Here is a 13,944-nt window from a genome sequence, read left to right on the forward strand (position 1 = left end):
GTGGGATTCTTCGGTTACCTCGCCATGCGGCTGATCCCCATGTATGTGGAGTACATGGGTGTGGTCCGGGCCATGGAGCAGTTGAAGGATGAGCCCAACGCTCGAAATCTCTCTCCCGAAGAAGTTCGAAGGAACTTGTCGCTAAAATTCAATACCCAGTATGTGGAGTACGACGCAATTACACCGGAAGCTATCCAGGTAAAGCGCGAAGGCAATGCTTCGACCTTGCGCATCAGGTACGAGCGCCGTGTTCCATTCATCCATAACATCGAGTTGCTGGCCACCTTCGACAAGACCGTCAGCTTGTCCGGCAATGGCTAGCGATTCTTCCGCACTAGGTTACAACTTCGCGGATTCGCTGCTGCTCGAACAAGCTCTGACCCACCGCAGCGCGGGACGACGCAACAACGAACGTCTGGAATTCCTTGGCGACGCATTGCTCAACCTGATCATTGCGGAGACCATCTATGAACGGTTTCCAAAAGCAAGCGAGGGAGAAATGACGCGCCTTCGGGCTGCTCTGGTCAATGGCAACGCGCTTGCAGAGCTCGCCCGCGAGGGGGAGATCGGCGATCTCCTCAAGTTGGGTCCTGGCGAGCTCAAGACCGGTGGATTCCGTCGTGATTCGATCCTTGCCGATTCGTTCGAAGCATTGATCGCAGCCATCTATCTCGATGGCGGCTGGGTCGCATGTCGTGATCATGTGCGGAGCCTGTTTTCCAGTCGGCTTGAAACTGCCGACGTGAAGATTTCCAAGGATGCAAAGACCACTTTGCAGGAATTGTTGCAGGCCAACGCGCTAGCCTTGCCTGCTTACGAGTTGATCAACACCCGTGGCGATGATCACGACAAGGAATTTGAAGTGGAATGCACCATCAATTCGCTGAATCTCAGCGCAGCGGGTAGTGGTTCGAGCCGCCGTGCGGCAGAGCAATCCGCAGCAGACTCCATCCTCGTCGAGGCCACAGCGGTCATCGCGGCAGGCAAGAAGAAGAGCAAGGCATGACGACTGATCCAACACCACCATTCCGCTTTGGCCAGGTCGCCCTCGTCGGACGCCCCAACGTCGGCAAGTCAACGTTGCTGAACGCATTGATAGGTGCAGAGCTCAGCATCGTTTCACCAAAGCCCCAGACCACGCGGCACCGGATTCTTGGCATTGCCACGCACGAACAGTCCCAGATTGCATTCCTCGATACACCCGGACTGCATCTCGGTGGCAAGCGGGCAATGAATCGCCAGCTCAACCGTGTCGCCCGGCAGGTTCCGGAAGAAGCAGACGCCATAGTCCATGTCATCGCAGCGCCCCGCTGGACGGATGAGGACGAACAAGTGTGGAATCTGGTCTCGAGGCAAGAAGCTCCGTGCCTGTTGGCTGTCAACAAGATCGATCGCGTCAGCGACAAGGCAGATCTCCTGCCGTTCGTCGCAAGAATCACCGAAACTCGAAAATATGCCGGGGTTCACTACCTGCGCGCCACGCATGGAAAGGGGCTCAAGGCACTGCTCTCGGATTTGGTAAAACTTCTCCCGGAAGCACCGGCACAGTATGCAGAGGACGACTTGACCGACCGCAGCGAGCGTTTCCTCGCTGCCGAGATGATCCGTGAGCAGCTCATGCTGCGCCTTTCGGAGGAGCTCCCTTATGCGACTACCGTCGAAATCGAACACTTCGAGCAGGTCGGAAAGCTGTCCCGAATCGCTGCGGCAATCTGGGTCGAACGGGAAGGGCAGAAGGCAATCGTCATTGGTGCTGGAGGCGCCCAGCTCAAGGCCATCGGCAGTCAGGCCCGCCGGCGCATGGAGAAACTGTTCGGCAACAAGGTTTTCCTCGAACTATGGGTCAAGGTACGTGAAAACTGGTCGGACGACGATGCATCTCTCAAGCAGTTCGGCTATACCAGCTGAAACCTGTTGCCAAGTCCAATCGTGCCGGAGCTGAGTTTCAACCGCCCCATGCAAGCGCGACGTTTTTCGGTATGCGCCAGTATCCAGAGTTGCGATCGACGTGCGCGTTGATGCCCAGCCAGGATTTGTTTTGCACGCTCGGGCCTATCGCGAGACCTCGTTGCTGCTTGAGTGCCTGACTCCTGAATTTGGCAGGGTCGGCCTGGTTGCCCGTGGTGTCCGCAGGGAGAAATCACGGATTCCGCGCGGATTGCTGCAACCTCTGCAAGCGCTGTGCCTCAGCTGGCTGGGCAATGGTGAGCTCTTCACCATGACCCATGCCGAAGCGACCGCGCCACCGATTCCCATTGTCGGCGAACGACTGTACTCCGGCATGTACTTGAATGAACTCGTTCTGCGGTTGTGCGCCCGAAGCGATCCGCAACCCGAACTGTTCGAACACTACTGCACCTGCCTGCATCGACTCGCCCACGGAGAGCCCGAAGGCTGGACCTTGCGTCGCTTCGAGCGGGACCTGATGATTGCGCTTGGCTACGGCCTGGTCCTCGACCGGGACATTGACGACGGCTCTGCACTGGAAGGCAACAGGCAATACAGCTATCTGATCGATTCCGGTCCGCAGCGATCAAGGTCGAGTCCCGGGGTATTGCGCGTCAGCGGCGCGGCATTGCTGGCACTGCATCAGGACGAACGCCCCGAGCCGGCCCACGAGCGTGAACTGCGGATACTGATGCGCGCCTTGCTTCAACACCAGCTCAATGGCGGCAGTCTCAATGCATGGGACATGCGAATGCGCAGTGCTGGCTGAACTTCATGTAGCCGCATTGACGGCATGCAATCATCCAAGCAGTACACGCGTTTCGGCACATGCGCGCAGGAACTCGCCGATTGAGCGGGCGGGCCAAGCGCTATTAGCCTGAATGTCTCGACGCAGACGCTGTGCCGCACTGGCTAGCTGACTTGCTCCGCAAAAACCCGCGGACGCATCAAGCATGTGCAGTCGGTCAAGCAAGGCTGGCCAATTCCTGTTCACCGCGCAGGCACTGATTTCCGCAGGCAGGGCATCAAGTTCAAGCGCAAGCAGGTTGCGCAACTTGGCCAGGATGGCGTGATCGCCACCGATCTTTTCCAGGGCGGAACCGTCGTCAAGTTGCTGCTTGCTACTGGCCTCTCCCGGCAGGTGGGATTCGAGCACCTTGCGCAGGTCTTCTATCCGGCAAGGCTTGATGATGACCGCGGAGAAACCTGCTTCTTTCAGCGACTCCCGATCAATGCCTGCATCGGCCGAGGTTGCTATGGCCGTCGAAACACACGAGGGTCCAATTCCCCCACGAATGGCATGCAGCGTATCCACCCCATTCCTCTGCGGCATGAGTGAATCGATGAGCATCAAATCGTAGCCATGCATCAATGCCAGTTGGCATGCTTGCAGGCCGTCCACCGCCTTGTCCACAACATGTCCAAGCGGCGCGATCGATTCGACGAAAAATTCGAGACTCAGCTCATTGTCATCTGCAACCAGAACCCGGGCCATGTGAAGAACTCCCTGTCACAACGGTCGAAGGATCAATCGAATCCGTCCTCGGGTCAACATGGCTCTGCGTTTCCGCGGCCATTCCGGGTCCGGGGCGGCTTGGATCGCTGCTAACATGCGCGGTCGCGAAATACCTCAAGGCAATCAGGAAACCCCAATCCCCCATGCAATTCATCGAAGTCGAAATAGAAACGCTCAACCACGATGGTCGAGGTGTGGCACGCGTCGACGGTAAAGCGGTTTTCGTGGCTGGGGGCTTGCCGGGCGAACGCGCCTTGGTTCGATATACCGCACGGCACCGCAGCTACGACGAAGCCAAGGTCGAGGAATTGCTGACCCGTTCGGCAGATCGCATAGATGCCCGCTGTCCGCATTTCGGCGGCTGTGGAGGCTGCGCGATGCAACACCTGTCTGCCGAGAAGCAGATACAGGCGAAAGAAAAGGTCCTCGCCGACAACTTTTCACGTATCGGGAAGGTTCGCCCCGATCACTGGCTGGCTGCGCTGACCGATCAAGCCTGGGGATACAGGCGCAAGGGCAGACTGTCGGTCAAATGGGTCGAGAAGAAAGGCAAGGCGCTGGTTGGATTTCGCGAAGACAATCCCAGGTTCGTGGCCGATCTTTCGGTCTGCCATACGCTCATGCCGGAAGTCGGTCAGCGCATTGCGGACCTGTCAGACATGATCGGTTCCATGCATGCTCGACGGGAGATTCCCCAGATCGAGATTGCGGCCGGCGATGATGTTGTCGCACTGGTATTCCGCAATCTCGTGCCGCTTGTGCAGGATGATCTGGACAAACTCATTGCATTTGGCCGCCAGCACGATCTTGCAATCTTCCTGCAACCGAAAGGGCCTGACAGTGTTCATGCGCTGTGGCCAGAAAAGACGATGCTGAGCTTCAGCGTGCACGCTTCCGACGTCAACCTGGTCTTCCAGCCACTCGACTTCATCCAGGTCAACGCTGGCATGAACCAGCGCATGATTGCCCGCGCGATCGACCTGCTCGAGCTGAATTCGACTGACAAGGTGCTGGATCTGTATTGCGGGCTCGGGAACTTCACCTTGCCGGTGGCCCGGCACGTTGCAGGCATCACCGGGGTGGAAGGGGATCAGGCCCTGGTTTCGCGGGCGGCGGAAAATGCCCGGCACAACGGAATCGAAAATGCGACGTTCCACGCTGCGGATCTGTCACAGAACCAGACCAATGTTCCCTGGGCCATGGCACGGTATGACAAGCTATTGCTCGACCCGCCTCGCTCGGGAGCGGCAGAAGTACTCGAGTACCTTCCGCGAAAGGGAACCGACCGGATTGTGTATGTTTCGTGCCATCCCGCCTCGCTGGCCCGCGACGCGGGCACCCTGGTCAACAGGCACGGCTTTCAGCTCGTTCGAGCCGGTGTCATGGACATGTTCCCGCATACCGCACATGTTGAATCAATCGCATTGTTCGAGCGCTGATCGACCGGTAGGATGTGATGCCAGAAGCCAGTCCATGGCGCAGGCAGATCCAGGATCCACTCCCATCCATGTTGACCCCTATACGCGAGGCAGATGACAGATGTTGATCATCGGCATTCCCCACAAGACACTGAGTGACGAAGATCGAGTCTGGCTTTCGGCGAAACACGTCAGTGGAGTCATCCTGTTCAGTCGGAATTTCTCCAGTCGTGACCAGATCACCTCGCTGATCGACGATATTCGCATGGAACGACCAGACGATCCGTTCCTGATCTGCGTGGACCAGGAGGGCGGGCCAGTCCAGCGTTTTCGCGATGGATTCACACGGTTGCCGGCACTCGCAAAACTCGGTGAGCTATACGAGACGGATTCCAAGCGGGCGCTCGCACTCGCCGAAGAGCACGCCTGGTTGATGGCCAGTGAAATGCGCGCCATCGACGTGGACCTCAGCTTCGCCCCGGTGGCCGACCTTGGGCGCGGAAACATCGCCATTGGTGAACGCGCGTTCCATGCCGATCCGGCCATAACTTCCGACCTTGTGCAAGCGTATGCTCGCGGCATGCATCTGGCTGGCATGGCCGTTACCCTGAAACATTTCCCAGGTCATGGCTCGGTCATCGCAGACACCCATTTCGACGTGGCTGATGATTCGCGTTCGCTGGACGACCTGCGCGCCGCCGATCTGGTGCCCTTTGTCGATGGCATCGCAGCCGGAGCCGAGGCGATCATGCTGGCGCATGTGACTTATCCTGAAATCGATGTGTTCGCAGCGGGTTATTCGAGAACCTGGATCGGAGATATCCTGCGCAAGGAAATCAAGTTTGGTGGCATCGTCATTGGCGATGACATCGGCATGGCGGCAGCGGAATCCATTGGTGGTATTCCGGCACGCATCGAAGCCCATCTCAACGCAGGCTGTGATCTTGTCCTCGCGTGCAGTCCGGCCATCGTCGAGGAAGCGGTGACATCGAGCGCGCATCTTCCGGTTTGTCCCTCTGCACGTGTCGAGAGCCTGCGCGGTGCCGTGGCGCCAACCTGGGAAGCCCTCGTCGACAATCCAAAACGGGACCAGATAATTGATCGACTGACTGAATTCATGCCGGATCCGGGGAAGAAATGAGCCGCCCAGAACTCGCCGAAGCCCTGGAAAAGGCTGATCTCATTCATGATCATGATGCCTTGCGTTCGGCAATCGCCAGGATGGGCCAGGAAATTGGCAAGACGCTGACCGGCAGTTCGGCGATCTACCTGAGCATCATGCAGGGTGGGCTCATTTTCGCCGGACAACTCGCCACGGAAATCGATGCCTTGCTGGAGTTCGATTACGTCCATGCAACGCGATTTCGTGGCACCACGACCGGTGGAGAACTGAAGTGGAAACGTCGCCCCGACTTATCCCTCGCTGGACGGACGGTGCTACTCGTCGATGACATACTCGACGAAGGCCACACATTGAACGCCATTCGTGAATGGTGTTATGCGGAAGGCGCGGCAAAAGTTCTGCTGGCTGTGCTCTGCGAAAAACGCCATGGCCGCACCGTGCCCGGATTGGCTGGGGATTTCGTCGGAGTGGAAGTCCCTGACCGCTATGTCTTCGGCTACGGCATGGACTACTACGAACAGGGGCGCAACCTGCCCGGGATCTACGCGCTTTGAATGCCGGCGATCCTCCAGTTCTTGCGCTGATCGGCGGTACCGGCCTGTATCAACTCGCTGGTCTTGACGATATTTCCGAACAGCGCATGGATACCCCATGGGGAAAGCCGTCCGATTTGGTCGTCACGGGCCAGCTTCATGGGCGTCGGCTTGCCTTCCTTGCGCGCCATGGCAACAAGCATTCCATCGCTCCACATCAGATCAATTACCGCGCCAACCTGCATGCATTGAAGGAACTGGGTGCAAACCGGGTCATCGGTATCAATGCCGTTGGCGGAATCCGCGATGACATGGGCCCACGAGTACTGGTCGTGCCTGACCAGATCATCGACTACACGCACGGTCGCATCACAAGCTTCTGTGACGGAGGCGACGTTGCTGTCCGCCACATCGATTTCAGCGAGCCATATTCGGCTTCGATGCGAAACGATCTGCTCGACGCCTGCCGTAGCGCAAAGGTCGATGTGGTTGACGGAGGTTGCTACGGAGCTACCCAAGGCCCACGCCTTGAGACTCGCGCCGAGATCACCCGGATGAAGCGGGACGGGTGCGATCTGGTCGGTATGACAGGCATGCCTGAGGCAGCTCTGGCCCGTGAACTGGATCTCGACTACGCGTGTCTTTCACTGGTCGCGAATTGGGCGGCGGGATGCGGTGATGAATCGGAAATCAGCCTCGAGGAAATCTTCGCCAATCTCGAGCAGGCGACCGCGCAGATACCGGCCATTCTCGAAGCCTTGCTTGCTTAGCCAAAGCTGTTCAGGCAGCAAACTGCAGTCGGGCCAGATCCGCGTACAGGCCACCTTCGCTCAGGAGTTCCGCATGGGTCCCCTGGGCAATCATGCGACCTCCATCGAGCACGATAATGCGATCCGCCTTCTGTACCGTGGCGAGGCGGTGTGCGATGACCAGGGTAGTGCGCTTGTTCATCAGTCGCTCGAGGGCATGCTGGACGAGTTGCTCGGACTGCGCGTCCAGGCTGGAAGTGGCTTCATCCAGTAGCAGGATGGGCGCATCCAGCAGAAGTGCCCGGGCTATGGCAACCCGTTGCTGTTGGCCTCCCGACAAACGCACGCCGCGTTCGCCAAGATAGGTTTGATAGCCTTCGGGCAGCGCACTCAGGAATTCGTGGGATTCCGCAGCCCTGGCCGCGGCTTCGATGGCGTCGTCATCGGCGTCAATTCGGCCGAAACGGATGTTGTCGGCCGCGCTCGCGCCGAACAGAACCGGATCCTGCGGCACAAGGGCGAAACAACTGCGCAATTCGGCCAGATCAAGGGATTTCAGATCTTGCCCATCAATCGTGATGCGCCCACCCTGGGGGTCATGGAATCTTTGTAGAAGCTGGAACAGCGTGGTCTTGCCTGCGCCAGACGGTCCCACCAGAGCTACTGTCTGGCCTGGCTCTATGCTCAAGGAAAGATCTGAGATAGCTGGCTTGTCCGGCCGCGACGGATAGCGGAATTCGACATGTTCGAAACGCAGTGCGCCACGGACAGGTTGACCAAGCAGTTCGACGCGTTCCGGCGAACGGATGCCTGCTTCGGTATCCAGCAGTTCGCTGATCCTCCCAAGCGCTCCTGCGCATCTCAGCAGCTCGCCCCATACTTCGGTCAGCCCACCGACCGATCCCGCGGCAACGACCGCATACAGGACGAACTGGGCAAGTACACCAGCGTTCATTTCGCCATCAATGACCTGGTGCGCACCTGCCCATAGAACGAGCGTGATTGCACCAAAACTGAGCAGAATAACCAGCGCAGTCAGCACGGCTGTTGTTCCGATGCGTTTGCGCGCCGTGGCCAGGGCCAGCAGAACCGCTTTGGTATAGCGATCGCGCTCGCGCGGCTCTCGCGCATAGGCCTGCACGGTGTGTATGGCATTGAGCGACTCTGACGCGATCGCGGACGAGTCGGCGATGCGATCCTGGCTCTCGCGCGAGAGTTTCTCGACCCGGCGCCCAAGGAATACGATGGGGAGGATCACCGCCGGGATGACCAGCGCGGTAAGCCCGGCAAGGCCTGGGCTGGTCACGATCAGCATGGTTGTCGACCCGATCAACATGACTACACTGCGCAACGACAGTGACAGGGTCGACCCGACCACGGTTTGAACCAGCTCGGTATCCGCGGCAAGTCGGGATACCAGCTCGCCGGAACGCGTACGTTCGAAGAAGGCCTGGTCCAGGGTCAGCAGGTGCGAGTACAGGCGCGTTCGCAAGCTTGCTGCGACCCTTTCTCCGAGCAGGGTCACGCAAAAATATCTGGAAGCACCGGCAATCGCCATGATCACCGCAACACCGAACAGGCCGATGAATCCCGCGTTGAGAAGGGCAGGGTCGGTCTGCCCGAAGCCGCGATCAATCATGAAGCGCGCTGCTGCCGGCAAGGTCAGTGTGGCAGCAGAGGAGATCGCCAGAAAGAACAACCAGCCGAAAATCAGCAGTCTCTGTTCACGAATATAGGGGATCAGTCGACGGTAGGCACCAAGCTTTCTCGGAGCCGGATCTTCAGCATTGGGCATGGGGATGATTCACTGGGGTTCGCAATCGAATGGGACTGCCTGGCCTCAATTTCAAGGTTCGACCAGCGATTCATCGCGATGCGAAAGCCGTCGACTAGCTGTTGGGCACCTGTTGCATCGACACCAACTCAGCTTTCATCGACGGTCAGGACAGCCTTGCCCCTGCTCAGATCCTGCACGAAATTGCCGAATTTCGACGCTTGTGCTGTCGGCATTCGCAGCTCGAGCAGAACTCCATCGACATCAAACGCTTCATCGGTCTTATCCGCGCCAAAATCTTGCAGCCTTGCGTTCAGGATGGGTAGGAGGCTGAACTCCAGCTTGAGTCTTCCTACAACGGTGTCGACGATCTCGCTGCGCGGCGCCTGGCGCAGACATTCCGCTGCACAGCCTCCGTAGGCCCTTGCGAGCCCACCGGCTCCCAGCTTGATGCCTCCATACCAGCGCGTGACCACGACAGCGACCTGGTCGAAGCCCTGACCTTCGATTGCCTGCAGGATGGGACGACCTGCCGTGCCGCCCGGCTCCCCGTCATCGGAAAAGCGATAGGCTTGCCCGATGCGATAAGCCCAACAATTATGCGTCGCCAAAGGGTCACTCGATTCAGCGATGGCAGCCAACGCTTTTGCCGGATCATCAACCGGTATCGCCAACGCGAGGAAACGGCTTTTCCTGATCTCCTGCTCCAATCGAGCTTCCGCAACAAGGGCATGCAAGGTTGTCACGGATCCAGTTGAAGCAAGGATTCCGATAGTGGCCAATCGGGATACAGGGTACGAAACGCGCGCAGATTCTCCACGGCGTCGTCGCGTCGACCGCCATCCATCAATTGCCCTATTTCTTCGAGCCAGGCCTGTGGCGGCAATTGCATGTTGCGACTCAATGAGCTTTCGGGGTGAGATGGAGCTGCAGCAGGAGCGGCAGGCTGGCGCTTCAACGCAGATTTTCGCGACTCCGCTATTACCGCGTTTCCTGCGGCTCGTGGTCCAAGGTCCTCTGCATTTTCCGAAGAGGTCTCTTGCAGAAGCTCTGATTCATCCACTGCATTGCCTGATTGCGCCGGAAAAGTCTCGGCTTCCGTTCTCTGTGGTACGGCTGCGGAATCCTGCGGCACAACTGACTTGCGCAGAGAGCTGCGCATCCCGGGAGCGGCTGGAATGGAGGGCGCCGTTGGAGCGGCAACTTCGGGGGTTGCCGATGATGCGTCCGCTTGGCTGGACTGTCCAAGTTGTGATTCAAGCAACTGCCTGGACTCCGACGGGGCTTCGGAGTCGCGCATGATCAGGTCGCTCTTTATCTTGCTGCGAGGTCGAGGCTCTGTTATGGCCTCTACGGGCACGATACGGGTGTCCTGTGTCCTCTGCGAACCATCCGGCACGCTTTCGCGAGATTGCATCTGCTTGCCAACCTGCCAGGCAATACCAGCCGCCAGCACGACTCCGGTGACCGACCCCATGGCCAGCGCCCAACGCTGCGCTCGCGGCGCATGTTCACCACGAACCGCCCTCGCCGCAGTCGCCAGAATGGCGCGATCCAGTCGACGGGGAGGTTCCGGGCGTGAAAGGCGACCATAGATTGCGCCGAATTCTCCGGCATCTTCGTCGAACAGACGTTCGAGGTCCTGCTCAGGGGGCAATCGCCTGGTCATGTTTCAAACCTCGCCCGGACACGCGCCAGAGCATAGCGAAGCCGTGATTTTACCGTTTCCCTGCCAACCCCGGTTACCGCTGATATTTCCTCCAGCCCAAGACCATTTTCCATACGCAACAAGAAGGTTACACGCTGTTCTTCAGGTAGCTCCTCAAGTGCAAGCTGCAGTCGTCGACGCTGCTCGAATTCACTCAGGACGCGATCGGGCTGCTCCTCGTCGGGCGCATCCAGGCGATTGAACACGACTTCGGTCTCTTCCGCCGATGCTTGCGGACGTGTTCGCCGAAAGCGGTCGATGAGCAGATTGTGCGCGATCTGCAATAGCCAGGTAGTGAATTTCGCCTCGACCCGGTAGCGCTCACGCGCAGCCACCGCCCGGCTCCAGGTTTCCTGGAACAGTTCGTCGGCATCGGCTCGTTGGCGCAGGGAGCGCAGCAGGAACCGGTACAGCGTGCCGCGGTGCCGCTCATAGAGCCTTTCGAAGGCCTGCAGGTCACCCCCGGCATAAGCGAGCATCAATTCTTCGTCCGTTCGTTCAGTCCCCATGGCTGCGAGGTTAAGGCAATCCATGGGGGTCGTCATCAGCATAGTTGCGTTGTTCAACGTACCGACACGTGTTTCGGGGTTTATGGCCTCCGCTGAGGCGTGGCATGAATTCCCGCCTCATCCATCCGATATCCGGCATGGCCAGTCCCGAAGTTGGGCGCTCGACCTACTCGATCTGCTCGCGTGCCCAATTGGCATCCAGCGCTTCCATTGCATCAAGTGGCTTCAGCTTGGCGGCCTTGTCGAATGCTTCGGCAACATCGTCTTCGCGCTTGTCTCCATGCAGGAGCAAGAGTCCGTTGCCATACTCGATCCAGGCGATCGGCGAGGCAGGGGTCAGCTTGAGGGCTCCTTTCAAGTGCTTTTCCGCATCTGCGGCGTTTGCGCCATAGGTCAGTTTCGCCAGCATGCCTCCGACCTTGTCGACGATCTCGGCATGGTAGAGCCCCAATGCCGTCATGGCTTCGGCGTGTTTGGGCGCCATCTTTAACGTGGCATCAAGGGACTCACGCACCTTGCCCGCAAGTCCCTGGGCCAGGGCCTTGGCAATCGAGATCGACTGGCTCAGTCGTCCCATGGCATAGGCTCTTCTATAGTGGCTGTTGGCCAGGTCGGGCAGGGCGACCAGCGCTTCGTCGGACATGCGCACGAGATCCTCATAGCGCGTCGTTCGCGCGTCATCGTCTTCGACCAGGTAGGTCGCATGGATGCCCGCAGCCTTTATCGCCACCGAGGCGCCGATGGCCTTGAGTGCGGTGCCGGCCTCGTAAGCCTGCTGGAAATCACCGCGATGAAAGTCCCGCCAGGCATCCTGCAGTTGGGCTGCTATCCCTGCCGGGTCCTTGCCCAGTTTCGGGTTCGCCTTGAGCAGTCCGGCCACGTGTTTTTCATCGGGGTAGGGTTCCAGGTCACCGGCGTGAAGTTTCGCCCAATTCTTTTCCAGCTTGTCGCCCGCGAAATCATGGGCCTTGTTCTTGTGCGGGAAAGCAGCCCAGTTCTTCTTTGCCATGTTCGATCACTCCCGGTCGTATTTCCACATCCTGCACCTGCACCACGGCTGGCGGCAAGCCGGTAAACTTCTCGCACGAGCGGTGTGCAGCACGGCCATGCTTCTCGTTCCTGACCATCGGTCGACAACAACACCCGAATTTTCGATGAACAAGACGACATCGCACTCCAACCCGGCAATCCGCGCCGTCGAACTGCGCCAGCTGCTCGAGGACGCCAATTACCGCTATCACGTGCTTGATGATGCACAGATTCCGGATGCGGACTATGACAAGTTGATGCGCGAGCTCGAGACTATCGAAGCCGAGCATCCCGAACTCGCCTTGGCCGATTCACCGAGCCGGCGCGTTGGTGCTGCGCCGTCGCGCGAATTCGCCGAGGTCCGCCATGAGTTGCGCATGCTCTCCCTGGCCAACGCTTTCAGCGGCGAAGAAATCGAGGATTTCGTGCGCCGGGTGGAGCAGCGCCTGGAGACGGAGGATCCACTGTTTTCCGTGGAGCCCAAGTTCGATGGGCTCGCGATCAGTCTGCGCTACGAGAATGGCATCTTCGTGCAGGGAGCCACCCGCGGCGATGGTGAAACCGGTGAGGACGTCACGGTCAATCTGCGCACCATCAAGGCAATTCCTCTGCGTTTGCGCGGTGAAGGCTGGCCAGCCGTGCTTGAGGTGCGTGGTGAAGTCTACATGCCGCGTGCGGAATTCGAGCGCTACAACGCCCGCGCCCGTGAACACGGCGGCAAGGTGCTTGCCAATCCACGCAATGGTGCGGCCGGTTCCTTGCGTCAGCTCGATTCCTCGATTACCGCATCACGGCCGTTGGCATTTTACGCCTATGCCCCCGGCGCGGTCGAAGAATCCGCACTGCCAAGAACCCATTCCGCGCTGATGAATAAATTTCGCGAATGGGGAATCCCGGTGAGCTCGTTGGTCGAGACTGCGCGTGGAGCCAAGGGTTGCCTCGACTACTATCGTCGCATCGGTGAACAACGTGATGCGTTGCCGTTCGATATCGATGGCGTCGTATACAAGGTTGATGATCTTGACGCGCAACGTGAACTCGGTTTCGTCGGACGCACGCCGCGCTGGGCAATCGCGCACAAGTTTCCGGCCCAGGAGCAAAGCACCCGAGTCCTCGCGATCGACATCAATATCGGCCGAACTGGTGCAGCGACCCCCATTGCACGACTTGAACCGGTGCAGGTAGCTGGTGTTGTCGTCACCAATGCCACTTTGCACAATGCCGATCAGATAGAGCGCCTCGACGTGCGCGTCGGCGACATGGTCATCGTGCGCCGTGCGGGTGATGTGATTCCCGAGGTTGTGCGCGTGATCGAAGAGCAACGGCCGGCCGATACCGTGCCATGGCAGATGCCAGGCCATTGCCCGATCTGCCAGTCCGAGCTGGTGCGCGAAGAGGGCCAGGTTGTATGGCGTTGCTCGGGGGAACTTATTTGTCCGGCCCAGCGCAAGGAAGCCATCATTCATTTCGCCGCGCGTCGTGCGATGGATATCGAGGGTCTCGGCTCACGCCTGATCGAGGATCTTTGCGATCTCGGCTTCGTCATTTCGGTCGCCGACTTATACAAGCTTCGACTGGACGATTTTGTCGAGATGAAACGTCGTGCCGACGAACGCGATGGCACAACACCGGATACCG

Annotated in this window: 15 protein-coding genes; 9 read left to right on the forward strand and 6 right to left on the reverse strand. The window is 59.0% G+C overall.

Translation table 11 applies throughout. The features are described from left to right. The 4 genes from WBP53_RS03605 to recO all read left to right on the forward strand — a co-directional run. On the forward strand, nt 1-321 hold a 321-nt coding region (locus WBP53_RS03605; protein ID WP_423926020.1), incomplete at its 5' end, for a DUF4845 domain-containing protein. Beyond that, complete coding sequence (rnc, locus tag WBP53_RS03610) at nt 314-1,006, forward strand: ribonuclease III (protein WP_423926022.1); 693 nt, start codon at nt 314-316, stop codon at nt 1,004-1,006. The genes WBP53_RS03605 and rnc, both read left to right, overlap by 8 nt. Continuing rightward, entirely contained in the window at nt 1,003-1,908 is a 906-nt protein-coding gene (gene era, locus WBP53_RS03615) for a GTPase Era (RefSeq protein ID WP_423926024.1), read from the forward strand. The genes rnc and era overlap by 4 nt, the downstream gene beginning before the upstream one ends. A 100-nt stretch (nt 1,909-2,008) precedes the next feature. Next, entirely contained in the window at nt 2,009-2,716 is a 708-nt protein-coding gene (recO, locus tag WBP53_RS03620; RefSeq protein ID WP_423926026.1) for a DNA repair protein RecO, read from the forward strand. Between the two features lie 30 nt (nt 2,717-2,746). On the opposite strand, the gene WBP53_RS03625 is transcribed toward recO, so the two are convergent. Beyond that, complete coding sequence (locus WBP53_RS03625; protein ID WP_423926028.1) at nt 2,747-3,442, reverse strand: response regulator; 696 nt, start codon at nt 3,440-3,442, stop codon at nt 2,747-2,749. 164 nt (nt 3,443-3,606) lie between these two features. Between WBP53_RS03625 and rlmD the strand changes: the two genes are divergently transcribed. The 4 genes from rlmD to WBP53_RS03645 all read left to right on the forward strand — a co-directional run bounded on the left by rlmD (nt 3,607) and on the right by WBP53_RS03645 (nt 7,307). Then, nucleotides 3,607-4,902: a 23S rRNA (uracil(1939)-C(5))-methyltransferase RlmD gene (gene rlmD / locus WBP53_RS03630; protein ID WP_423926030.1), complete on the forward strand. Its 1,296-nt coding sequence runs from the start codon at nt 3,607-3,609 to the stop codon at nt 4,900-4,902. A gap of 100 nt (nt 4,903-5,002) precedes the next feature. Then, a complete protein-coding gene (gene nagZ / locus WBP53_RS03635; RefSeq protein WP_423926032.1) occupies nt 5,003-6,022 on the forward strand; it encodes a beta-N-acetylhexosaminidase in 1,020 nt (339 codons plus the stop codon). Beyond that, a complete protein-coding gene (locus WBP53_RS03640; protein WP_423926034.1) occupies nt 6,019-6,558 on the forward strand; it encodes a hypoxanthine-guanine phosphoribosyltransferase in 540 nt (179 codons plus the stop codon). Before nagZ ends, WBP53_RS03640 begins: the two co-directional genes overlap by 4 nt. After that, on the forward strand, nt 6,555-7,307 hold the full coding sequence (locus tag WBP53_RS03645) for an S-methyl-5'-thioinosine phosphorylase (RefSeq protein WP_423926036.1): 753 nt from the start codon (nt 6,555-6,557) through the stop codon (nt 7,305-7,307). Before WBP53_RS03640 ends, WBP53_RS03645 begins: the two co-directional genes overlap by 4 nt. Before the next feature lie 10 nt (nt 7,308-7,317). Here the strand turns inward: WBP53_RS03645 and WBP53_RS03650 are convergent, their stop codons facing one another. The 5 genes from WBP53_RS03650 to WBP53_RS03670 all read right to left on the reverse strand — a co-directional run bounded on the left by WBP53_RS03650 (nt 7,318) and on the right by WBP53_RS03670 (nt 12,286). Continuing rightward, nucleotides 7,318-9,081: an ABC transporter transmembrane domain-containing protein gene (locus WBP53_RS03650; RefSeq protein WP_423926038.1), complete on the reverse strand. Its 1,764-nt coding sequence runs from the start codon at nt 9,079-9,081 to the stop codon at nt 7,318-7,320. 128 nt (nt 9,082-9,209) lie between these two features. Continuing rightward, the gene (locus WBP53_RS03655; protein ID WP_423926040.1) at nt 9,210-9,806 is read right to left on the reverse strand and encodes an IMPACT family protein; all 597 of its coding nucleotides are present in this window, start codon (nt 9,804-9,806) and stop codon (nt 9,210-9,212) included. Then, a complete protein-coding gene (locus WBP53_RS03660; RefSeq protein WP_423926042.1) occupies nt 9,803-10,729 on the reverse strand; it encodes a hypothetical protein in 927 nt (308 codons plus the stop codon). The genes WBP53_RS03655 and WBP53_RS03660 overlap by 4 nt, the downstream gene beginning before the upstream one ends. Further along, a complete protein-coding gene (locus WBP53_RS03665) occupies nt 10,726-11,277 on the reverse strand; it encodes an RNA polymerase sigma factor (RefSeq protein WP_423926044.1) in 552 nt (183 codons plus the stop codon). The genes WBP53_RS03660 and WBP53_RS03665 overlap by 4 nt, the downstream gene beginning before the upstream one ends. A 166-nt stretch (nt 11,278-11,443) precedes the next feature. After that, entirely contained in the window at nt 11,444-12,286 is an 843-nt protein-coding gene (locus tag WBP53_RS03670; protein WP_423926046.1) for a hypothetical protein, read from the reverse strand. A 145-nt stretch (nt 12,287-12,431) separates the two neighbouring features. Here WBP53_RS03670 and ligA point away from each other — a divergent pair. After that, the coding region (gene ligA, locus WBP53_RS03675; RefSeq protein WP_423926048.1) for an NAD-dependent DNA ligase LigA at nt 12,432-13,944 on the forward strand (1,513 nt) is incomplete at its 3' end.

This window comes from Dokdonella sp., assembly GCF_049593775.1.
In the GTDB taxonomy this organism is placed as follows: domain Bacteria; phylum Pseudomonadota; class Gammaproteobacteria; order Xanthomonadales; family Rhodanobacteraceae; genus Dokdonella.

Bases quoted from the DNA above. Each gene is read 5' to 3' on its own strand.
- WBP53_RS03640 (WP_423926034.1), top strand. From the start codon at position 6,019: ATGAGCCGCCCAGAACTCGCCGAAGCCCTGGAAAAGGCTGATCTCATT.
- WBP53_RS03660 (WP_423926042.1), bottom strand. From the start codon at position 10,729: ATGACCAGGCGATTGCCCCCTGAGCAGGACCTCGAACGTCTGTTCGAC.
- era (WP_423926024.1), top strand. From the start codon at position 1,003: ATGACGACTGATCCAACACCACCATTCCGCTTTGGCCAGGTCGCCCTC.
- nagZ (WP_423926032.1), top strand. From the start codon at position 5,003: ATGTTGATCATCGGCATTCCCCACAAGACACTGAGTGACGAAGATCGA.
- WBP53_RS03665 (WP_423926044.1), bottom strand. From the start codon at position 11,277: ATGGGGACTGAACGAACGGACGAAGAATTGATGCTCGCTTATGCCGGG.
- WBP53_RS03670 (WP_423926046.1), bottom strand. From the start codon at position 12,286: ATGGCAAAGAAGAACTGGGCTGCTTTCCCGCACAAGAACAAGGCCCAT.
- WBP53_RS03650 (WP_423926038.1), bottom strand. From the start codon at position 9,081: ATGCCCAATGCTGAAGATCCGGCTCCGAGAAAGCTTGGTGCCTACCGT.
- rnc (WP_423926022.1), top strand. From the start codon at position 314: ATGGCTAGCGATTCTTCCGCACTAGGTTACAACTTCGCGGATTCGCTG.
- rlmD (WP_423926030.1), top strand. From the start codon at position 3,607: ATGCAATTCATCGAAGTCGAAATAGAAACGCTCAACCACGATGGTCGA.
- WBP53_RS03625 (WP_423926028.1), bottom strand. From the start codon at position 3,442: ATGGCCCGGGTTCTGGTTGCAGATGACAATGAGCTGAGTCTCGAATTT.